Genomic DNA, 21,285 nt, shown 5'->3' on the forward strand with positions numbered 1-21,285 from the left:
CTTAAGATATAAAACTATTACTTTTTTCGCGAGGTGTTACGCTTTTTTCGTCCTTTCTTATCCGGGGCGTTACGCTTCCTTCCCTCTTTTTTGTCTGAGCCGTAGCGCTTTTTACCTTCTTTTTTGTCTGATCCGTAGCGCTTTCTCCCTTCTTTTCTGTCCGGCCCGTTGCGCTTTTTTCCCTCACCTTCATCCGAGGTAGATGAAGTGAAATCAGACTTGGGAGCATTGTAATTGAACTGATCCAAATAAAGAAGCTCCAACCCACAGCCCAGACCTTCTTCTATTTCAGCAAGACGGGTCTTTTCTTCATTTGCAACAAAAGTATAGGCAGTCCCTTTAGCATCAGCCCGTCCAGTCCTGCCCGTGCGATGGACAAAAATTTCCACATTGTCCGGCATATCGTAATTTATGACGTGGGTGATGTTTGAGCAGTCGATGCCTCGCGCAGCAAGGTCAGTGGCAACAAGGATGGAGAATTCCCCACTCTTAAAGCCGTCAAGGGCACGGTTACGCTTGCTTTGGGAGAGATCTCCATGCAGGTCAGCAGCAGGCAGCCCATCTTTCATTAGCCGCAGAGCAAGCCTTCTGGCCCAGCGTTTGGTGCGCACAAAAATCAGCACCCGCTCATAAAAAATTTCCATGAGCAAATTTTTGAGAAAACTCTGTTTCAAATGCAAAGGCACAGGACAACAAAAATGCTTAACCCCGTCCGCACTGACTGTAACTGCCACCCGCACCACTTCCGGGTCATTCAGAATAGTCTTGGAAAGTGTGCTGATTTGATCGGGCATGGTGGCCGAGAACATCAGATTCTGCCGCTTAGCCGGAAGCTGAGCGAGAATATTGTTCACCTCATCCATGAACCCCATATCAAGCATATGATCCGCTTCATCCAAGATAAGGGTCTCCACATGGGAAAGATCTATTTCACCACGCTCCAGCAGATCGAGCAGCCTTCCGGGAGTGGCATTGACCACGGCAGCCTTCTTGACCTCTTTGGCCTGCTTGCCGATGCCCGCGCCGCCATAAACGGCAGCACTGCGGATTCCGGTCTGCCTGCCCAACTCAATGAATGTTTCATGAGTCTGCATAGCCAGTTCGCGGGTGGGTGAAAGTATCAACACCCGAACCGGACCACGTTTCGGGGCTTCTTGATCGAGCAAACGTTGCAGCACAGGCAGCGCGAAAGCGGCAGTCTTACCTGTACCGGTCTGGGCAAGGCCCATGACATCACGTCCTTCAAGTACAGCGGGAATAGTCTTCACCTGCACAGGGGTGGGCACTTCATACCCGGCACTGCGGATGCCCGAGACAAGACGCATGTCAAATTGGAATTGATCAAAGCTCAAACAAGACTCCATAAATATTATAAAAAAACAGACAACCTAAGATATTATACAGCGAAGCCCATTAAAAGTTTTGGGGATTCTTAAACCCTTTTTACAAAAAGGGTTTAAGCCCCCGGAGGGACCGCCGGTTGGCACTACAAAAAAACGCGCGCCTCATTAATGAGGCGCGCGGACTATTATATAATTATGATGCTGTGTAAAGTGCTGGATCTACCACCTGCGCGGCAGCCTGCGCTGGGCCCATTCCGAAAGATAAGGCAACAGATCTTCGCCAAGCTGGTGCAGGGGTACAATATTCCCTTCGATTATGATGCCTTGCGGAAACAAATTCATGTCATGATATTCTCTGGGTCCCTGAAAAGCAGTATTTTTCGCCAGCAGCACGGACACATTCAAATCCTTGCAGAAAGCGATTAATCCTTCAGGAAAGAAGGCGGCATCCTTGATATTTTTTCCAAGAGTGCGGAACAAAGTCTTACAGATGGAAACAAAATGTTCACGACGCAGGGGCTGATGCATGGCGGCCACGGTTTCGTTAGAAACAAAGGTCACGACTTTATTAGCCAGCGGTGCATAATTCTTGGCATCCCGTGCATCACCGAGGATAATTTCGGCAATACCCAGCTCCTTAAAAATTTTATAGCTCTGCAAACCTACCATCTTATCGTATTCGATTCCGTAGAGGGTAATGTTCTTAAAACCGTTTCGGCGGGCATGGATGTGCTGGGCAAGGAGCAAAATTCCGGTTCCGGTACCAATATCGAGACCAACATACTCATCCTGCTCAAGGAGCTTGGGAGAAATATTCTGGGTCACGATGGAACGAATGATATGGCTGGTCTTGGTGATGTCCGCGAGCATGCGCAGGGAAAAGGACCACTGACGCAGATAATTCATCAGTTCGATATCGTCATCAGGCTCGTTGAGGCTGCGATGGCGGCTGAACATCTCGCACAATTTGCTTACTTCCTCAAGGGAAACGGGCTTGTCGAAACCGTCCTTATGCACATAGCAATAGAAAAATTTGAGCACCATGCCCATAATCATGGAATCGGAAATTCTGACTGAAGGGTCACTCATGCGGCCCACGTCCGTAAGCAACGAACTGTCAGAATATAGTGACGGATCAATGACCATATCTTCCGGGCCCATGAACGCATGGTGAATCTTATCAATCTCAACTGTGCTTTGTTCCTGCATTTCAACACTCCTTGCGAACATCATATATTAAAATCATGAAGGCATGCTTTACCTACTGCAACGGTGAAATGCACAGACTGTTCCCATTTATTAAGAAGATGCCGCAGGACGTATAAAAAAACTCTAAACTTCCATATAACCTACTATTTTTTAAATGAAAATTTTATTTTTAAAACATAAAAGAGGGCCGTCTTCAAATTTGAAAACGGCCCTTAGAGGCAAAAAGTTCCATCTCCCGCAGGCAGGAAAAAATGACACTTACAATTGCAAAAATTAAAATCTACGAAATGATCCTTCCCCGGAATATTTCGCCCTGATTCCATCAACAACCTCACGGTGGGCCTTGAACGGATTCAATGGTTCGATTTTCTCGGCAATGGACTCAAGGCCGTGCTGGGGAAACCTTTCAAGATGCAGATTGTAACCCTTGATCATCAAATTTTCCAAATTCACACTGTCCAGCACATTATAAGCCAACAGGGTTTCAAGGGCGCGGTCATCACCGTTCATCTCATATTCATTCCAAAGCAGCACTGCGAAGTAGCCGTCCAGCCCTTCAGCATCGCCACGGTCCATACCGAAATAACGCTCAATCCCTTTTAACCCTCCGGTAATTCCCAGAGAGCGAAAGACAAAACGCAAATCGATATGGGCGGCATCGACCTTAATCCCAAAATATTTTTCAATAAACGGCACATCAAAACATTTGCCGTTAAAACTTACAATCAGTGGATAGCGGGCGATCTCTTCTTCGAAATCATAGAGGTTCTTGCCCTGCACATAAGTTTTGATCTCTTTTCCATTCCAGAGGGCAATGGTTGTGATATCGCAACTGTGTGCATCGGTACCGGTGGTTTCAATATCAATATAAGCAACGTCATCCCGGAAATGGGAATAAAGCCGCCACTGATCCGAAGCTGGAAGACGATCCGCAAACCAATTAGCGTCACTCTCTTCAAGCTTCTGCTTTGATTCACCGCAACCTTTTTCCAGTTCATTCATTTTTGCATCGGAAAGGGGCGTGGCAACACCATCGAGAATATCATTCCAGTTGTTCACTCCAGCCTGCCAGATTTTGGCCTCTGTAGTACTTCCAATTCCCTTGAGATGACAAAAAGTTCTTTCGAGCATTTAAAAACAGCCCTGTTTTTCAAATAGTTAATTAAAAACGGACAAAACGTCCTATGTACGGCTCCCGGCACAGCTTCCGGGAAAATAACCCTACGTCAGGGAGAGGATTATCCATAATACCTCTCTTAGTCCAGCAATTACGTAACATTGACATTATTCTGCCACTGACCATACATATATGGATGGTAAAAAGATTATCACTGTAAATAATAGCCGCTATGGGAAATTTGACAATGGAAAAAATCAATTTTCAATACATTCTTGACCTGATTCAATCGCAAGTAATTGGTCCTGTTAAAAAATTTATATCCACCCTGCCGCAGGAATCCTTACCTCTGATTCTAGCGGCTGCGGGATTGATAGGACTGCTGGCAGCGATCTTTGCGTTTTTGCTATTACGCCCCAAGCCGCAAAAAAAAATAAAACCCCAAGGTCCGCAAGACTTTGTTCAATTCTTCCAGAACAGCGGAACAATCATGGATATTGCCGCCGCCGGGCACCACGAAAATGTACTGGGCCGAGCGGTATTGACTGCGGTGAAGCCCGACCGCATGCGCCTTGAAATAATTGAAGAAAATGGAATTGCAAAACTATCCCCCACTGCTGAGATAATTCTCATGTTCCCACCAGAACAAAGTGCAGCCGGAAAAGTTAACTCTTTCAGATCGACCATCAGTTCGCTGGAATGTGACAAAGAGGGCTGCGGCAGGATGACCCTGACCCCGCCGGTTAAATTTTCTCTGGTCAAAAGACGTCGCCACAAACGGAAAAGAGTCGTCGACCAGCAGTTCATCCGGGTCAAGCTCTGGCTAGGTAAAGCAGAAAGTGACGACACTTCATTTGTGGACCGCATCCCGGACCTTGCGGTGAATTCATATGACCCCCGCTCCACCGGACACGAAGACAATCAGGTTATCAATATCTCCAATGGAGGTATCGGGGTAGGCGCGTCTCCCACGCTGGTAGAATCAAAATTCAACATCAATGATGATGTGCTGATCAGCATTTTTATGTTCAATTTCCGGCAGAAAGTTTTTAAGCCGTACTGGTATACGGGAAAAATTCGCTCCATGGAAAATATGGACGGCCAAACCTGCCGGGTAGGCGTTGAATTCATCGGCACAGGAAAAATGCGTGATGAGAATGAACAGAATATTGATTGGAAGGAAATAGAGTAAAAAACCCAAAAATCCCCTGCTGATTAAAATCAGCAGAGGATATTTGTACCGTTGTTACGCAAAAGGACAGTTTATGAATCGTTTTGCGATTTATCCAACCTTGTTAATGTAACGATTGGCAATCAAGGGGGTGCCGCGAGCGGCATTGCCGTACCCCTTGAAGCGGGTACTTTCCTTCTTAACCCGCCCGATATCCTGTCTCAGGGATGCATGGAGTTTCTTAGCCTCCGATGTAAGCTGCCCTTGCAGGTTCTTGAGCTTGTTAAGCTTTTCCAGAATTTGGTCCAGACTCACGCTCTCTTTTGTTTCCAGAGCCTGATCGGTGAGAACACCTCTTCTCTCTGCGGCATCAAAGGCATCATCCACCTCGCCTGCCACGAGAAATCTCAACTCTTCGTGTCCGATTTCAAGAGCCTGATCCAGAAGTTCCAAGGTTTCGGCCATAACAGTCTACCTCTTGGCTACCTCCCTGAGATCCTCGCGAATGATGGAGATAACATTCTTCCATTTTTCAACGGAAGGCAGGAATTCATATTCGAGCAAATCAGCCAGTAAAATCCAGTCCTCGTTTTCAAGGACTTCGGTCATTTCAGTGAAAAGACCGGAAAAATCTTCCACAACTTTTTCAAAATCGTTGTTCTGCTTGATAGCGAACTGGTCACGCAGGTTGCCGACCATGCCGAGGAAATCCCTGATAACATCAAGAAGATCCTGATAAAGCTCAAGTGCTTCAGCATCATCTGCCTGCCTGAAAAGTTCTGCAACCTGCTTGCCGCCGCCAGCCATGATGTTCACAACCTTGTAGAGTTCAAGGGTGATGGAGCTGGCCATTTCAATAGCGGAAGCACTGACGATTTCAAGGCTTTCAATTTCGGAAGTTTCAATATCTTCCGACTGGTTGGGGTAAATTTCACTGAATGGTTCATCGTTGACCTTGACGTCGGTCACAATGCGGTCTTCAAGGTGTCCGGATTCCAGCACCTTATCAAAAACCTGCTCAAGATTTTCAAAACTTCTGATATCGAGATCAGTTTTGGTTCCATCGATAACGATCATAGTGACTCTCCTCCTAAATTAGGTACGTAATTTTTTCCGGTTGGTCCGGTACGCCCTATTTACTACAAGAGTCATGCCAACATTATTCAACGGAAAGGGACATACCACTGACCAAGTCCATGTACCGGGATAGCTGATCCATGACCCCATCCATATTTTCATGGATTCTGGACTCGATCATCCACATGGAAGAAAGTACGGAAAGTTCAGGACAGGACGACAAAATATCCTGTATTTTCTGTAAATTAGCTAAGAACTTAACTTTCATTGATTCAATGGGATCAGCCTGTAGAATCATCGCCTGCTTGCTGAGCAAAAAGAGAACATCCCGGCTGCTGTTAAGCGCGCTGAGCAGTCTAGCCCGGAAGTCGGAGGAAAGCTCCACCCGGGGAAGGTCGGCAGCGGCAATATTTTCTCCGTCAAGAAAACGACGGTAAAGTTCACGCTGCAAAAGAATCCACTTGTGACGATCACTCTGTTCATGCCCGGAAAGTGAACTTAGGGAAATAAAGCCAAGCTCATCCCGCCCGGTCTGATATGCGCGTACTTCCCTGCTTTCAATACGCGGCCATTCTCCTGTATCAATAAATGATGAAGCAGCTTCAAAAACAGCATCAGATGTGACTTCCTGCCGACAGACATTGTCGTAAACACACTTCTGTCCGAAGGAGCAAGGGTGACACTTAAGGTCCGGCTCAAAGCAACACAGCTTTTCGGCAGCCGGGCCTGTATCCCACGGCTGGGCAGTAGCCAGAAAAATAGCAGCCAGCGGAGTTCCAACCCCTGCGGCAAGGTGCATGGTCCCGGTATCGTTGGTCACCAGCAGGTCAAGGCGGCGCAAGACCGCGGCAAGCTCCGGCAGAGAAGTCCCCCCCATCAGATTAACGGACGGAAATTCTGCGCCTTCTAAAATACGTGCGCCTAAAACTTTCTCACTTTCAGTACCCAGCAAAACCGGAATTCTGCGCTTTTCCTTCCACAATCTGCGAGCCAACGCTCTGAAATGACCTACGGGCCAACGTCTGCGGTCTTCACTGGCTCCGGGCTGAAATCCAACAAATCCTTTGACTCCGGGAGCAGGATTCTCCAGCAGTTTCAGTGCCGCGACCTTCATTTCCGGGGACGACTCTGCCAGCTCAAACGGTGCGGTTTTATCGAGACCTGCAACCTTGCTAAAAAGATCAACCACATTGAACGGACTGGAACCACGATTAGCGGAGGCCATTTGCAGAAATCCGGCCCAGCGGGAAGTGTCGGCATTAAAACCGAATTCATCCATGGCGAATCCACGCACCTCGCGACCTTTGGCAAGCCTTAGCGCGATCAATCTGGATGAAACGGACGGGGTCAGATTTATGACCAGAGCCGGATCAAAGGACTCTTCTATTTCAGCGCAGTATGAGTCAAAAATATTAACAGCATCACGCCAGTCCCGATCAATGGCTGCCAGCAGGGATGATCCGGGCAAAGGGAAAGTCTTTGCTACATTGCGCAGCAGTTGCGTTGTTCCGGCAAAATTTTTCAAGCACATGACCCCCACTTCATAGCCCTGCTCTGCCAAAGCAGTAATGACAGGTTGGGTCTGGAGCAGGTCCCCGAAACGGGTGAGATTTATAACTAACGCTTTCATTAAGAACGCCTCCGGCGGCCCTCCGGGGGCCAGAGAAACTTTTTGAAAAAAGATTTCTCTGGACTCTTCAAAAACTTTTAATAGGGCTTCGCCGCTTCGTTTTGGTTAATTTGTATTTATTTAAGGGTATACCGCAACTCTACAAACAACGCCACTAACAGCAAACGGCAAGTTTTCCGGATAAACGGCACGAAGATTCCGCCAAACGGTTTTTAATTCCGTTGAGTGATTTTCTTCCACCGTTTATCGAAAACCATGTGCATGCAATCTTAAAAATGTATATAACACTAGACATCCGGTAAAAATTTTCTGCTGACACATGCACTTTAAAAAAATGACCTCAGGAGGCCACCTCATGACTGAAGAACAAAAAATTGAAAGTCTCTCCAAAGAAAACAGGCTCTTTAATCCTCCTACCAACTTCCCCGGCGCATGCGTAAAAAGCCTCGAAGAATACAAGGCTATTTACGATCGTTCCATTAACGACATGGAAGGTTTCTGGGCAGAACGTGCTGACGAGCTGCTCACCTGGGACAAGAAGTGGGACAACGTTCTTGATTACGATTTCGACAAACCGGAAGTTAAATGGTTTGAAGGCGGCAAGCTCAATGCCTCCGCCAACTGCCTTGACCGCCACATTGAAAACGGTCGCCGCAACAAGGCCGCCCTCATCTGGCAGGGCGAGGAAGACCATGAAGTAAAAGTTTACACCTACGACATGCTGCACCGCGAAGTCTGCCGCTTTGCCAACGTTCTCAAAAAACTGGGCGTACAGAAAGGCGACCGCGTATCCATCTACCTGCCCATGATCCCGGAACTGGCCATCGCCATGCTGGCTTGTACCCGTATCGGCGCACCCCACTCCATCATTTTCGCTGGCTTCAGCTCCAACAGTCTGCGCGACCGCATCAATGACTGCGGCGCAAAAGTACACATTACCGGAGACGGAGTTCTGCGCGGCGGAAGAAAAATCCCGCTCAAGCCCAACTCTGACGAAGCTCTCAAAGAGTGCCCCTCCATTGAACAGTGCGTTGTTGTTCCCAGAGCAAACAATGAAATCGAAATGGTTGAAGGCCGTGACCGCCTCTGGTCCGAACTCATGGAAGACCCGGAAATTACCGACAACTGCCCCTACGAGCTGATGGATTCCGAAGATCCGCTCTTCATCCTCTACACCTCCGGCAGTACCGGTAAGCCCAAAGGCGTTTTCCACACCACCGGCGGATACATGACTTACGCCGCCCACACCTGCCAGTGGGTATTCGATCTTAAAGATGACGACGTACACTGGTGCACCGCCGACATCGGCTGGGTCACCGGACATTCCTACATTGTATATGGACCGCTGGCCCTCGGTGCCACCAGCGTCATGTTTGAATCCGTACCCACCTACCCGGACCCGGCAAGATTCTGGCAGGTCTGCGAAAAATTCCGGGTAAATATCTTCTACACCGCGCCCACTGCAATCCGTGCCCTCATGAAGGAAGGCGACCAGTGGACCAAGAAATATGATCTCTCCAGCCTGCGCATTCTCGGCACGGTCGGCGAGCCTATCAACCCTGAAGCATGGATGTGGTACCACGAAAATATCGGTGCCGAGAAACTGCCCATCGTTGACACATGGTGGCAGACAGAAACAGGCGGACATGTACTTTCTCCGCTGCCCTACGCCACCCCGCTCAAGCCCGGATCGGCTACCCTCCCGTTGCCCGGCATTGATGCGGCAATTGTGGACCGCCACGGCGATGAAGTCGGTCCCAACGAAGGCGGTTTCCTCGTAATCCGTAAACCGTGGCCCGGTATGCTGCGCGGGGTCTGGGGTGCTCCTGAAAGATACAAGAAGCAGTACTTTGAAGGCTTCCCCGGCACATACGAATCCGGCGACGGAGCACGCAGAGACGAAGACGGCTACTTCTGGATCATGGGCCGCGTGGATGATGTAATCAACGTTTCCGGCCACAGACTGGGAACCGCTGAAATTGAATCCGCACTGGTTTCCCACCCGGCTGTTTCCGAAGCAGCGGTTGTAGGTATGCCTCACGAGGTTAAAGGCCAGACCATCTACGCATACGTGACCCTCAAGTCCGAATATGATGAAGATGATGACCTGATCAAGGAACTGCGTATGCATGTCCGCAAGGAAATCGGGCCTCTGGCATCACCGGAAGTGATTCAGTTCGCTCCCTCCCTGCCCAAGACCCGCAGCGGTAAGATCATGCGCCGAATCCTGCGCAAGATTGTAGAAGGCGATACTTCGAACCTCGGCGACACTTCGACACTGGCTGATCCTTCAGTAGTGACCGATCTCATCGAAGGTTATGAAGAAATAATGAATCCTTAAGTATAGCGGAAGTTGTCCGGAAGTCTCCCGGTTCTTTGTGCCACCTCAAAATTCATAAACAATGAATTTTAGAACAAATAATAATTATAAGTTATTATTGGCAGATAGAGCCGGGAGATAATTCAACAGCTTACACTGTACCGGATCGGACCGGAATGTACGGAATATGTTTCTATCTATTTTGGAAGGTGGCTATGGAAACATCGTTCATTCCGGTCTATTTTTTTGCCCTACCGCTTGCAAATCCACTCCATACTGATATTATGAGAAATAATAATATCAGTATATTTGATGCAGGAGCTTGCAATGCGGCGAGAGATCACACAGATATTCTACGGCGAACCTGTTCATGAAGGTGCCGGGGTAAAATTACACCGGGCCTTCGGTTATTTTGAAGCCTCCCTTTTCGACCCTTTCCTCATGCTCGACGACTTCCGGTCCGACAATCCCGAAGATTACCTGAAAGGATTCCCATGGCATCCCCATCGGGGCATAGAAACCATCACCTATCTATTAAAAGGGGATGTGGAGCACGGGGACAGCCTCGGCAATACCGCAGTTACCAGAGCGGGAAGTGTGCAATGGATGACCGCAGGCAGCGGAATAATTCATCAGGAAATGCCCAAAGGAGACACGAACGGCTTCATGCACGGCTTCCAGCTCTGGGCCAATCTCAGTTCTGAAAATAAAATGGTCGATCCCGAATACCGCGAGATTCCGGCTGAAGATATTCCGGTGGTAAAGCGCGAGGACGGCAGCAGCATCAAGATAATTGCCGGAGAAGTAGATCAGATCAAAGGTCCGGCAAGAGGCATCGGCATAGATCCGCAGTATCTGGACGTGACCATTCCAGCAGGACTTGAATTTATCCACCCCACCAAGCGCGGCTACACGGCCTTTATCTATATCACTGCTGGTGAGGGAACCGTTGACGGACAGAAAGTTAAAAACCGTTCGCTGGTTCTCTTCGAAGATGGTGAGGAACTGGCGGTCAATGCGGGCAATGAACCGCTCAGCTTTCTATTGCTGACCGGAAAACCCATTAATGAAATGATTTACTGGCGCGGTCCTATTGTCATGCATACAGCGGAAGATCTGGAAAAGGCTTTTCAAGAATATGAGGAAGGCACTTTCATTAAGCATCCAAAACCATAAACGGACAAATATGCAGGACGGACGGCAAATAACCGGACAAAGACACAAAAGACAACAACGACCTTCCCGTTCACCGAAAATAGAATGCACCAAGAACCCAGCCATGCTTTTATAGCAGCACGGATAAGGATAACAGCAGAAAAAGGACCCGGACTAGAAACACAGTAAAAAGAATCAACTTCAACATCGGGGGAAAAGATGAGCGAAACGAAAGTAATGAATAGATGGTTTGCTGTAGCAGGGGCAGTGCTCATGCAGCTGGCTCTCGGAGCAATCTATGCATGGTCGGTATTCACCCCGTCACTTATTGAGGCCGGATGGAGCAAATTTCAGACTCAGGTTGTTTTTTCCATCGCCTTGGTCAGTTTTGCACTTTCCATGGTCTGGGCCGGAAAAAAACTCGCCAAATGGGGCCCCATGAAACTTTCCTTCCTCAGTGCCCTCGTATTGGGAGCGGGCTACGCCCTTGCCGGTCTTGTCGGCGGAACAAGCTTTACCGCCCTTTGCCTTTTTATCGGACTCATCGGCGGGGCCGGGATCGGCCTTGGTTACGTTGTCCCCATTGCCGTGGGTATGCGCTGGTTTCCAGATAAAAAAGGCTTTATCACCGGACTGGCCGTTGCAGGATTCGGCTTCGGAGCCATGGCCTGGGTCAAGCTCGCCGGGGCTTGGGGTAACCTGATCGGAACAATCGGTCTTTCCTCCACCTTTTCACTTTACGGCCTGCTCTTCTGTTTGATGATCGCAGCGGGTGGATTCTGGATGCGCTTTCCCCCGGAAGGCTGGGCACCAGAAGGCTATCATCCTGAAACAAATGTTGATGCAGCAAATGATGCTGAAGAAGAAAATTTCAGCACCGCTGAAATGCTCAAAACTCCGCAGTTTTTCCTCATTTTCGTCACCTTCACCTTCAGTGCCGCAGCCGGACTCATGTCCATCGGCCTGATGAAACTCTATCCCATGGAAGCCTTGCAGGCATCCGGGCACAGCATGACAGAGGCCAGTGCCATAGCAGGAACTGCCATGGCTGTATTTTTCAGCCTCGCTAACGGACTGGGCCGCATAATCTGGGGAACCTTGAGTGATAAACTGGGCCGCAAACGTTCCATCCTGTTCATGACCGCCATTCAAGGCGCAACCCTGCTGGCATTCACCTCCATGGCCGGGAACACATTCCTGCTCTATGTGGGTGCAACCATTATCGGCTTCAACTTCGGCGGCAACTTTGCCCTTTTCCCCACCATCACGGCTGACACCTTCGGTACCAAAAGCGTGGGCCAGAACTATCCGTATATCTTCCTCGCATACGGAGCGGGCGGCATCGGCGGGCCTTTGCTTGGCGGAGTACTCGGAGATATGGGTAACTTCCCGCTGGCCTTCACCATCTGCGGGCTCTGCTGCTTCATCGGAGCAGCGGCAATATTCATGGTCAAAAGGCCGCACCGAAGCTTAAACGCCAGCCCGGAAACATCCAGCTAGCAAATTTTCATCAGGGTTTTGAGAACTTCTCATCTCTGATGAAACTCCTAACGGAAGCTTAGCTCATTTAACTTCCGTACCCCCTAAAACTCCTCGCCCGATGCACGGTGCATCGAAGCGGGGAGTTTTTATTTTAAAGGACTCTTCCTATTGAACTTAGCTCCTGAACCGCATACCATCCAACATCAATCATCCTAAAGGAGTCACCCCATGCCCCAATCCCGCTGCCAATGGGCAAAACACGACCTCGAAATCGCCTACCACGACACCGAATGGGGAGTCCCCCTGCACGATGACCGACGCCACTTTGAATTTCTCGTTCTGGAGGGCGCACAAGCCGGACTCTCATGGCTGACCGTGCTTAAAAAGCGTGAAAACTACCGCAAAGCCTTTGCTGATTTTAATCCTGAAATTGTTGCCCGCTTCACTGAAGATAACATTGAACGTCTGCGTCAAAACGAAGGGATTATCCGCAACAAACTTAAAATAAACTCAGCCGTGCGCAATGCCCGGTCCTTTCTGGATATTCAAAAAAAATTCGGCAGCTTTGATAACTACATCTGGCAGTTCACAGATGGATGCACGATTCAGAACAATTGGAAATCACCTGAAGAAGTCCCTGCCAAAACAAAAGAAGCGGAAGCCATGAGCAAGGATTTGAAAAAAAGAGGATTCAATTTCGTAGGACCGACAATCTGCTATGCTTACATGCAGGCCACCGGAATGGTTAACGATCATCTAGTGAGTTGCTTTCGGCACAAAGACCTGTTTGATGCTGGATAAGATGCACGGAAACATAGCTTTCAAATATACAATTAGCATACGCACCAAGCCTTGACACACCGCCATTCAAGCACTAATTCTTACGAGTTGCCCGAAAGCGCAACCAATGAACCGGAACCGGATTTTATAAACCCGTCCGGTCTTTTTTTTCTAATGAAATTTTAACAGGCATACGCGCCCGAAACGAGGCCGGCCTGATAAGGAGAATTTAAAATGGCTTACGATGTAAAACTTTTCAAAATTATCAACGGCGACATGGTTATCGGTAAATGGGACGCAGAGAACAACCTGATCAAAGATCCCGCAGTACTCCAGACCGTTCCCGCACAGCAGGGCGTACAGATGATGATCCTGCCTTTCGGCTATCCCTTTGATAACGAAATCGAAGGCGAAATCGAAGGCCGCCACATTCTCTACACCTACCAGAACTGCCCTGAAGATGTTTCCACCAAGTATCTCGAAGCTTCCAGCAACCTGACCCTCTCTTCCGGCGGTCTCGGCGGCATGGGTGCAGGCATGGGTGGCGGAAATGTTTCCGATATTTCCGAACTGCTTAAGAAATAGTATAGTTTTATAAGCCTCTGGCGGGTCTTCGACGACACCGCTGTTATCACGTATCCGTAAAACTCAAAGCAAAGCTTTTCGTTAACGGCTACGAGTCCTGCCGGGGGCCTTAAACCCTTTGAAAAGGGTTTAAAAATCCCAAACTTTTTTAGTAAAGCTTCGCCCCTCGTATTCAAAGACCGTCTTAGTGTGCTACATGCGAAGCATAACTAAAACGTCTTTTGGGAAGAGGGGATGGGGTCTTGGGAAGGGGAGAAACCCTTTTGGGCGTTAGCAAAAGGGTTTCTCCCCTTCCCCAGCCGCCGGAGGCATACTCTATAGGATTTAAGTTTTGAAAAAGCTGCTCCCCCTTTTGCCCCGTCCTACCCGTTATCTGGGTTCGGAATGGGGTTCCGTCCACAAGGACCCCGCTAAGGTCAAGGCGCATATCGCCATTGGTTTCCCTGATCTTTATGAAATTGGTATGTCCTACCTTGGACAGAAGATTCTTTACGAGATCGTCAACCAGCATAAAGATTTCTACGCCGAGCGTGCCTATACGCCCTGCGAAGAAACTGCCGAAATCATGCGTGAACACGGCGAACTGCTGGCTACCCTTGAAAGCGACACCCCGCTAAAAGATGTGGACGCGCTGGGCATCAGCCTGACCCATGAGCTGTGCTACACCAACGTGCTCTTCATGCTCGACCTTTCCGGCATCCCGTTCAAATCCGCAGACCGCGACGATTCATGTCCGCTGGTCATCGGCGGTGGCGGAGCCTGCTTCAATGCCGAGCCTGTAGCAGATTTCTTTGATGTGATCATGCTCGGTGACGGCGAAGAATCCATCATCAAAGTCATGGAGATCATCGCCGAATGCAAGGAGCAGGGACAGGGTCGTAAAGCACGCCTTGAAAAGCTTGCCGAGCTACCCGGAATCTACATTCCTGAATTTTTCGATCCTGAGAATCCCGGTGATTTCTTTGTAGAAAAAGCGGTGGTGGAAGATTTTGAACCTATCCCCTTTCCCAAAGAACAGATCCTGCCATACGGTCAGGTTGTCCATGATCGTCTGACCATGGAAATAGCCCGTGGCTGCACACGCGGCTGCCGCTTCTGTCAGGCTGGAATCATCTATCGCCCGGTCCGCGAACGTACCCCGGAAACCCTGACTAAAGTCCTCATGGAAGGGCTTGAGGAAACCGGATACGAAGAGACTTCCTTTCTCTCACTCAGCACCGGGGACTACTCCGCGCTGGATACCCTTTTCGCTCAGTCTTTCGATAACTGCGCAGCCGAACAGATCTCAATTTCACTACCTTCCTTGCGTGTCGGTTCCCTTTCCGAGCCGATTATGGAGCGAATCGCCACCATCCGGCGCACCGGGGCCACCCTTGCTCCCGAAGCCGGAAGCCAGCGCATGCGTGATGTCATCAACAAAGGCATCACCGAAGAAGCACTGCTGGACCATGCACTCATGCTTTACGAAAACGGCTGGCAGAACATCAAACTCTATTTCATGATCGGTCTGCCCACTGAAACTTTCGAAGACCTTGATGCCATTGTCGATCTTTGCGTCAAAGTTCGCGACGTAGCCGGTAGGCACATTAAGAAACTAAACATTACCGCTGCGGTTTCGCCTTTCGTGCCCAAACCGCACACCCCCTTCCAGTGGGAACGCCAGATTTCACTTGAGGAAATCGGTGAACGGCTGGACTACATGCGCGAAAGATTCAGCAGACAGAAACGCATCAATATGAAATCCCACATTCCGCGCATGACCTTTCTCGAAGGTATTTTTTCACGCGGAGATCGCAGGCTCGGCCCGGTAGTTGAAAGGGTTTACAAAAAAGGTGCGCTCTTCTCAAGCTGGAAAGACCACTTCAAACTTGAGCCTTTCCTTGAGGCCATGGAAGAAGAAGGACTTGATCCTCTGGAATTTACCGGAGCGCGGGAACATGATGCCCGTCTGCCGTGGGATCACCTCTCTGCCGGGGTCAGCAAAAGATTCCTGCTTGCGGAACTGAAACGCGGTATCTCCGAAAAAATCACTGGTGATTGCCGTTACGAAGAATGTCGCAACTGCGGAGTCTGCAACTTTGACGGACGCAAATCTCTGCTTAAAAAGCAGGCTGAGACAATGGACCTACGTCCCAAAATGGTCTTTGAAAGCCGCGACCAGACCGGGGATGTTCCTGATTTCGTACAAGAAGAAAAGCCGGACCTCGGCATCAAGGGCAGCCATTTCAGACTCTGGTACACCAAAACCGGAACTTCGGCCTACCTTTCACAGCTTGACCTGCAACCGGTTATCGAACGAGCCATGCGCCGCGCCGAACTGCCGCTGACCTTCTCGCAGGGTTTCCACCCCATGCCGCGTATGTCCTTTGGGCGTGCACTGCCTGTTGGTGTGGAAAGTATGAAAGAATGGATGAACATTATGCTGCGCACTGAAATAGGTGCACAGGACTTGGTGGACCGCCTCAATAAGCAAATGCCAATCGGCATGAAGATTGTGGGCGCTGATCCGCTGACCTTATCCAAAAAGCAGAAACACCCGGAAGTGGAAGACTTCACCCTGATCTTCACCTGTTCAGATGAAGAAGCAAAAGACAAAATGGACCGCATACGCGAATACGCCCAGTCGGACGAATACGTTGTTTCCCACACCACCAAGAAAAAGGTGAAGGAGAAAAACATCCGCCCCATGCTGGTCAAATTTGAAGAAATAAACGAGAGAACCCTGAAGATGACCTTCGATTGGACTACATTATATATGAGTCCGGTCAAGATGATCGCCGCCATCTGTCCCAGCACAACGCTGCTGGACTTTGATCTGATCAAGACGGATCAGCGGTTTGAGTAAATAGATCAAAATCTTCAGACGGCTTAGAAAGTGCCAGATGCAAGGCGCGCAAAAAAGGCAGGAACGAAGCGTATTAAACATACGTGAGTTTCTGCCTTTTTTGCTGCAACGCCGCAGATGGTGCTTTATAAGCCGTCTGACTACCATTCAAAGAACGGCGGGCCATCCTCGGTTATATCCAAATTGATAACCTTGTAGGCATCGCGGGTTTTCTCTCCCGGCCTTTTAATATTAATGATCACCGGGTCCGATCCCAGCCCCACGGTTGTAAACTCAAACCGCCAGCGTCCGAAATCACCCATCATGCCGGAATCAGGCTTGATGATCTTAAACTTATCCAGACTGACCATTGCCGGATTAAAGGAAACCCCGTCAAACTGATATCCGCCTGATCCGGGATTACGCATTTCGAAAGCAAGCTCTTCACCGGGCATCAGCCCAAGGCTTATTTCATACTTTCCATCCATGTCATACTCGGTAATCGAGTCGGCAAAAGGATTCAGGGATGCGCATCCGCTAATAATAAAAGTCAGAAAAAACAGGATCAACAGCCGATTATACGAATTATATTTTTTTATTTTCATAAATTCTGCATTTTTATGTGCCCATTTTGACACTAAAGTTAATAAAATATTTTTCCTAAAACATTTCAGCACGTTAACAATTTGAGAAAAAACTGATTCAAGTGTAATAATATTAACCGCATACGGCAAGGGGAAGCCGTACGCTTTAACTGTTTTACCAGTTATAATACTCATTTCGATGTGCGTCTAACTCAGGAATGTTCCTGAAATCCCGGGCGCTTGGTGCTTTTACTACTGTTTTTACCCTTTCTAAGGAGTGTGAGGATGAAACGTTCATTACTGTTTCTTGCGCTTGTTGCTATTCTGAGTCTCGGACTTGCCGGATGCAGCGCAGAAAAAAAAGAAGAGGCCCCTGCCAAAAAGGAAACCGCTGAAACTGCTCCCGCAGCTGCTGCCGGTAAAACCCTTAAACTGGCTATGGATGCCGACCCTGTATCTCTTGACCCTCATGTACAGCTTTCCGGTGGTATGCTTCAGTACTCCCACATGGTTTTCGATCCTCTTGTTCGCTGGGCCAAAGACGGTTCCTTTGAACCCCGTCTTGCTGAATCCTGGGAACGTATTGATGATAAAACCATGCGTTTTCACCTGCGCAAAGGTGTAAAATTTCACTCCGGCAACCCCTTCACCGCTGAAGACGTTGTCTGGACCATCGAACGCCTCAAGAAAAGTGCTGACTACAAAGGCCTGTTCGAGCCTTTCTCTCCCGCAAAAGTTGTTGATGCCAACACTGTGGACATCATCACCAAAGAGCCATACGGCCTGCTCCTGAACATGGCTACCTACATCTTCCCCATGGATAAGAAGTTCTACTCCGGTAAGGACGAATCCGGTCAGCCCAAAGACGCTATCGTCAAGACTGGTCCTTCCTTTGCCAACGTGAACGAATCCGGTACCGGTAAATACGCTGTTGCCGAACGCGAACAGGGTGTACGCGTGGTCTTCAAAGCTTTCCCCGAATACTGGGACAAAGCAGGTAACGTAGACACCATCATCCTGACCCCCATTAAAAACGACGCTACCCGCGTAGCAGCCCTGCTTTCCGGCGATGTTGATTTCATCATGCCCGTTCCCCCGCAGGACCTGAAACGTGTTGATACCACAGAAGGTCTGCAGCTGGTAACCATGTCCGGTTCCCGCATCATCACTTTCCAGCTGAACCAGAAACGCCAGAAGCCTTTCCAGAACCCCAAAGTTCGTCAGGCTATCGCTTACGCTACCGATAATACCGGTATCGTAAATAAAGTAATGAAAGGCTTCGCTACTGTTGCCTGCCAGCAGGGCCCTGAAGGTTTTGCAGGTTACAATGCTGAACTCAAGCCCCGCTACGACCTTGAAAAGGCCAAGCAGCTCATGAAGGAAGCAGGTTACGAAAACGGCTTTGAGTGCACCATGATCGCACCCAACAACCGTTACGTTAACGATGAAAAAATCGCGGAAGCATTTGTTTCCATGATGGGTAAAATCGGCATCAAGGTTAACCTGAAGACCATGCCTAAAGCCCAGTACTGGGATCAGTTCGACGCACAGATTGCTGACATCCAGATGATCGGCTGGCATCCTGACACCGAAGACTCCGCCAACTACACTGAGTTCCTGCTCATGTGCATCAACAAAGAAACCGGTTACGGTCAGTACAACAGCGGTAACTACTGCAACCAGGAAGTTGATTCCCTCGTAATCGCTTCCCAGACTGAAACAGACCTGACCAAGCGTAATGCAATGCTCCAGAAAGTGGAAAAAATCCTCTACGACGAAGCAGCATTCGTTCCTCTTCACTGGCAGAACCTGTCTTGGGCTTCCAAGACCGATATGAACACCGAAGAGATCGTAAACGTACAGAACTTCCCCTACTTCGGCGACCTCGTCATCAAGTAAGGGTAATTCTTGATAAAGTTAAATTAAACAAAGGGAACTCCGCAAGGGGTTCCCTTTGCCATGTCTGAAAGACTACTTTTCTAAGCACAGCCAATCCCTTAATCGGGATTCCAAAGGGGCTTAGTTCCTTTGGCCGCCGGAGGCGAAATAATTCGTCAAAAGCGCGAAGCGCCTCAACTGTTTGCCGTCTGGAGTTAATTAAAAAATGTTTGCTTTTATAGTCCGAAGGATCGCACAGGCGATCATTGTAATGCTGATCATCAGCTTCATCGGCTTTGCCATCAAGCAAAGCTTCGGTGACCCGGTCAGGGAGATTACGGGGGTTTCCGTATCTGCTGCTGAAAGGGAAAAAATCAGGGACGAGCTGGGACTCAATGATCCATTCATGGTCCAGTTCGGCCGCTTCATGCAGGGAGCGGTCAAGGGTGATATTGGAAAATCATTCTTCTACAAAAAATCAGCCCTTGAAGTTATTCTGAGTAAGGCTCCGGCAACCTTAGAACTCGTTATGTGTTCCGCCCTGATCATTGTAATTTTTTCCATACCGCTGGGCATTTATTCCGCTATCAGGCCAAAGGCCCTCTTTTCGCGGTTTGTCATGGGTGGGTCCATTGTCGGGGTTTCAATCCCGGTTTTTCTGACCGCGATCCTCATGATTTATGTTTTTTCGGTGGAGCTGCACTGGCTGCCATCATACGGGCGCGGCGAAACAGTCAACATCGGCGGCTGGCGCACAGGATTTTTAACTGCCGACGGCTGGCTGCACCTGATCATGCCTTCCATCGCACTCTCTTCCATCATGCTCCCGCTTTTTATTCGACTCATCCGCTCCGAAATGATGGAAGTTCTTGAAAACGACTACATCAAATATGCTTGGGCCAAAGGACTTACCCCTAAGCGGGTCTGGATTGTCCACGCCTTCAAGAACACCCTGCTCCCGGTTATCACCGTAGGCGGTGTCCAGCTTGGAACGATGATCGCCTTCACCATTCTCACTGAAACCGTATTTCAGTGGCAGGGTATGGGCTTCATGTTCATTGAGGCAGTGGAACGCGGTGATGCTCCGCTCATGGTGGCCTACCTCGTTGTGGTTGGACTCATCTTTGTTGTTGTTAACACGGTGGTTGACGTCATCTACGGACTGGTCAACCCGCAGGTCAGAATAACGGGGCAAAAATAAATGAAAACCAGATCACGCTGGCAGAGATTCAAAGAATCATATTTTCTGCACGACTTTCTGCACGACAAAGTTGCCCTCACAAGCTTCATTATTTTGGCCGTGCTTCTGTTCATGGGTTTTGCGGCACCGCTTATCGCGCCTTTCAACCCATATGATGCCAACAACATCAACATCATGGACGCGGAAATTCCGCCCTCATGGCTCCCGGGCGGAAACAGTGCTTTTCTGATGGGAACCGATGCACAGGGTCGCGATCTTTTTTCCACCATGCTTTACGGTATGCGCGTTTCCTTGATCATCGGTTTCGGAGCTGTGGCTTTGCAGGCTTTCCTCGGCATCATGACCGGACTTGTTGCCGGATTCATGGGCAAAAGGGTGGAATCCATCCTCATGCGTATTGCCGATGTGCAGCTCTCTTTTTCAACTTACATGGTCGCGATCTTCATCTCAGCGATCTTTCAGGCTGCCTTCGGGGTCGCCAAATATGAAGAGATTGCTGTTCCGCTCCTGATTTTAGTAATCGGCTTCGCTGAATGGCCGCAGTACGCCCGTACTGTACGCGCCTCGGTGCTGGCGGAAAAAAAGAAAGAATATGTAGAAGCGGCAAGAGTCATCGGGCTTTCCCAGAAACGTATCATGTGGCGCCACGTACTGCCCAATACCCTTTCCCCGGTATTCGTTATCTCCACAATTCAGGTGGCTAACGCCATCATGAGTGAAGCTGCGCTTTCCTTTGTGGGACTAGGCATGCCTGTAACCCAGCCCTCGCTGGGATCACTGATCAACGTGGGCTTCGAATACATCTTCAGCGGTTCTTGGTGGATCACCATGTTCCCCGGCATTGTACTTGTTGTGCTCATTCTGGTCATCAACTTGCTCGGCGACTGGCTGCGCGACTTCCTCAACCCGAAACTCTACAAGGGGTAAAC

17 protein-coding genes are annotated in these 21,285 nt (G+C 49.2%); 10 read left to right on the forward strand and 7 right to left on the reverse strand.

Translation table 11 applies throughout. The annotated features are described in order from the left end of the window. Positions 1-17: 17 nt before the first annotated feature. From D0S45_10475 to D0S45_10485, 3 genes are all read right to left on the reverse strand, one after another. Complete coding sequence (locus D0S45_10475) at positions 18-1,352, reverse strand: DEAD/DEAH box helicase (GenBank protein ID TIH15614.1); 1,335 nt, start codon at positions 1,350-1,352, stop codon at positions 18-20. A gap of 210 nt (positions 1,353-1,562) precedes the next feature. After that, positions 1,563-2,552, reverse strand: a complete 990-nt coding sequence (locus tag D0S45_10480) for a class I SAM-dependent methyltransferase (GenBank protein ID TIH15615.1) — start codon at positions 2,550-2,552, stop codon at positions 1,563-1,565. 273 nt (positions 2,553-2,825) lie between these two features. After that, complete coding sequence (locus D0S45_10485) at positions 2,826-3,683, reverse strand: exonuclease (protein TIH15616.1); 858 nt, start codon at positions 3,681-3,683, stop codon at positions 2,826-2,828. Between the two features lie 233 nt (positions 3,684-3,916). Here D0S45_10485 and D0S45_10490 point away from each other — a divergent pair, with 233 nt between their 5' ends. Further along, positions 3,917-4,861, forward strand: coding sequence for a PilZ domain-containing protein (locus D0S45_10490; protein ID TIH15617.1), 945 nt, complete (start codon positions 3,917-3,919; stop codon positions 4,859-4,861). A gap of 90 nt (positions 4,862-4,951) precedes the next feature. Here D0S45_10490 and D0S45_10495 read toward each other — a convergent pair whose 3' ends face one another. The 3 genes from D0S45_10495 to D0S45_10505 form a co-directional block, all read right to left on the reverse strand. Next, a complete protein-coding gene (locus D0S45_10495) occupies positions 4,952-5,305 on the reverse strand; it encodes a hypothetical protein (protein ID TIH15618.1) in 354 nt (117 codons plus the stop codon). Between the two features lie 6 nt (positions 5,306-5,311). Then, positions 5,312-5,917: a hypothetical protein gene (locus D0S45_10500; GenBank protein TIH15619.1), complete on the reverse strand. Its 606-nt coding sequence runs from the start codon at positions 5,915-5,917 to the stop codon at positions 5,312-5,314. Between the two features lie 82 nt (positions 5,918-5,999). Then, positions 6,000-7,547, reverse strand: a complete 1,548-nt coding sequence (locus tag D0S45_10505) for a glycosyltransferase family 9 protein (GenBank protein TIH15620.1) — start codon at positions 7,545-7,547, stop codon at positions 6,000-6,002. Between the two features lie 355 nt (positions 7,548-7,902). Between D0S45_10505 and acs the strand changes: the two genes are divergently transcribed. The 6 genes from acs to D0S45_10535 all read left to right on the forward strand — a co-directional run bounded on the left by acs (position 7,903) and on the right by D0S45_10535 (position 16,714). Then, a complete protein-coding gene (gene acs / locus D0S45_10510) occupies positions 7,903-9,888 on the forward strand; it encodes an acetate--CoA ligase (GenBank protein TIH15621.1) in 1,986 nt (661 codons plus the stop codon). Between the two features lie 306 nt (positions 9,889-10,194). Beyond that, positions 10,195-11,043 carry a pirin family protein gene (locus D0S45_10515; protein TIH15622.1) on the forward strand — a complete coding sequence of 283 codons (849 nt, stop codon included), beginning with the start codon at positions 10,195-10,197 and terminating at the stop codon, positions 11,041-11,043. Positions 11,044-11,241: 198 nt separating this feature from the next. Further along, positions 11,242-12,522: an MFS transporter gene (locus D0S45_10520; GenBank protein TIH15623.1), complete on the forward strand. Its 1,281-nt coding sequence runs from the start codon at positions 11,242-11,244 to the stop codon at positions 12,520-12,522. A gap of 210 nt (positions 12,523-12,732) precedes the next feature. Continuing rightward, a complete protein-coding gene (locus tag D0S45_10525; GenBank protein ID TIH15624.1) occupies positions 12,733-13,305 on the forward strand; it encodes a DNA-3-methyladenine glycosylase I in 573 nt (190 codons plus the stop codon). Positions 13,306-13,518: 213 nt separating this feature from the next. Further along, positions 13,519-13,869 (forward strand): hypothetical protein, encoded by a 351-nt coding sequence (locus D0S45_10530; protein TIH15625.1) that lies wholly within the window; start codon positions 13,519-13,521, stop codon positions 13,867-13,869. Between the two features lie 331 nt (positions 13,870-14,200). Beyond that, entirely contained in the window at positions 14,201-16,714 is a 2,514-nt protein-coding gene (locus D0S45_10535) for a TIGR03960 family B12-binding radical SAM protein (GenBank protein ID TIH15626.1), read from the forward strand. A gap of 140 nt (positions 16,715-16,854) precedes the next feature. On the opposite strand, the gene D0S45_10540 is transcribed toward D0S45_10535, so the two are convergent. Next, on the reverse strand, positions 16,855-17,472 hold the full coding sequence (locus tag D0S45_10540; protein TIH15627.1) for a hypothetical protein: 618 nt from the start codon (positions 17,470-17,472) through the stop codon (positions 16,855-16,857). A gap of 90 nt (positions 17,473-17,562) precedes the next feature. Between D0S45_10540 and D0S45_10545 the strand changes: the two genes are divergently transcribed. The 3 genes from D0S45_10545 to D0S45_10555 all read left to right on the forward strand — a co-directional run bounded on the left by D0S45_10545 (position 17,563) and on the right by D0S45_10555 (position 21,283). After that, positions 17,563-19,176, forward strand: a complete 1,614-nt coding sequence (locus D0S45_10545; protein TIH15628.1) for an ABC transporter substrate-binding protein — start codon at positions 17,563-17,565, stop codon at positions 19,174-19,176. Between the two features lie 205 nt (positions 19,177-19,381). Then, positions 19,382-20,356 carry an ABC transporter permease gene (locus D0S45_10550; GenBank protein ID TIH15629.1) on the forward strand — a complete coding sequence of 325 codons (975 nt, stop codon included), beginning with the start codon at positions 19,382-19,384 and terminating at the stop codon, positions 20,354-20,356. Continuing rightward, positions 20,357-21,283: an ABC transporter permease gene (locus D0S45_10555; protein TIH15630.1), complete on the forward strand. Its 927-nt coding sequence runs from the start codon at positions 20,357-20,359 to the stop codon at positions 21,281-21,283. Positions 21,284-21,285 lie beyond the last annotated feature (2 nt).

Origin of the sequence: Marinifilum sp. JC120 (genome assembly GCA_004923195.1) — a bacterium.
GTDB lineage: Bacteria > Desulfobacterota > Desulfovibrionia > Desulfovibrionales > Desulfovibrionaceae > Maridesulfovibrio.

Coding starts and splice junctions, on each gene's coding strand:
- D0S45_10480 (TIH15615.1), bottom strand. CDS start 2,552: ATGCAGGAACAAAGCACAGTTGAGATTGATAAGATTCACCATGCGTTC.
- D0S45_10485 (TIH15616.1), bottom strand. CDS start 3,683: ATGCTCGAAAGAACTTTTTGTCATCTCAAGGGAATTGGAAGTACTACA.
- D0S45_10490 (TIH15617.1), top strand. CDS start 3,917: ATGGAAAAAATCAATTTTCAATACATTCTTGACCTGATTCAATCGCAA.
- D0S45_10495 (TIH15618.1), bottom strand. CDS start 5,305: ATGGCCGAAACCTTGGAACTTCTGGATCAGGCTCTTGAAATCGGACAC.
- D0S45_10500 (TIH15619.1), bottom strand. CDS start 5,917: ATGATCGTTATCGATGGAACCAAAACTGATCTCGATATCAGAAGTTTT.
- D0S45_10505 (TIH15620.1), bottom strand. CDS start 7,547: ATGAAAGCGTTAGTTATAAATCTCACCCGTTTCGGGGACCTGCTCCAG.
- acs (TIH15621.1), top strand. CDS start 7,903: ATGACTGAAGAACAAAAAATTGAAAGTCTCTCCAAAGAAAACAGGCTC.
- D0S45_10515 (TIH15622.1), top strand. CDS start 10,195: ATGCGGCGAGAGATCACACAGATATTCTACGGCGAACCTGTTCATGAA.
- D0S45_10520 (TIH15623.1), top strand. CDS start 11,242: ATGAGCGAAACGAAAGTAATGAATAGATGGTTTGCTGTAGCAGGGGCA.
- D0S45_10525 (TIH15624.1), top strand. CDS start 12,733: ATGCCCCAATCCCGCTGCCAATGGGCAAAACACGACCTCGAAATCGCC.
- D0S45_10530 (TIH15625.1), top strand. CDS start 13,519: ATGGCTTACGATGTAAAACTTTTCAAAATTATCAACGGCGACATGGTT.
- D0S45_10540 (TIH15627.1), bottom strand. CDS start 17,472: ATGAGTATTATAACTGGTAAAACAGTTAAAGCGTACGGCTTCCCCTTG.
- D0S45_10545 (TIH15628.1), top strand. CDS start 17,563: ATGAAACGTTCATTACTGTTTCTTGCGCTTGTTGCTATTCTGAGTCTC.
- D0S45_10550 (TIH15629.1), top strand. CDS start 19,382: ATGTTTGCTTTTATAGTCCGAAGGATCGCACAGGCGATCATTGTAATG.
- D0S45_10555 (TIH15630.1), top strand. CDS start 20,357: ATGAAAACCAGATCACGCTGGCAGAGATTCAAAGAATCATATTTTCTG.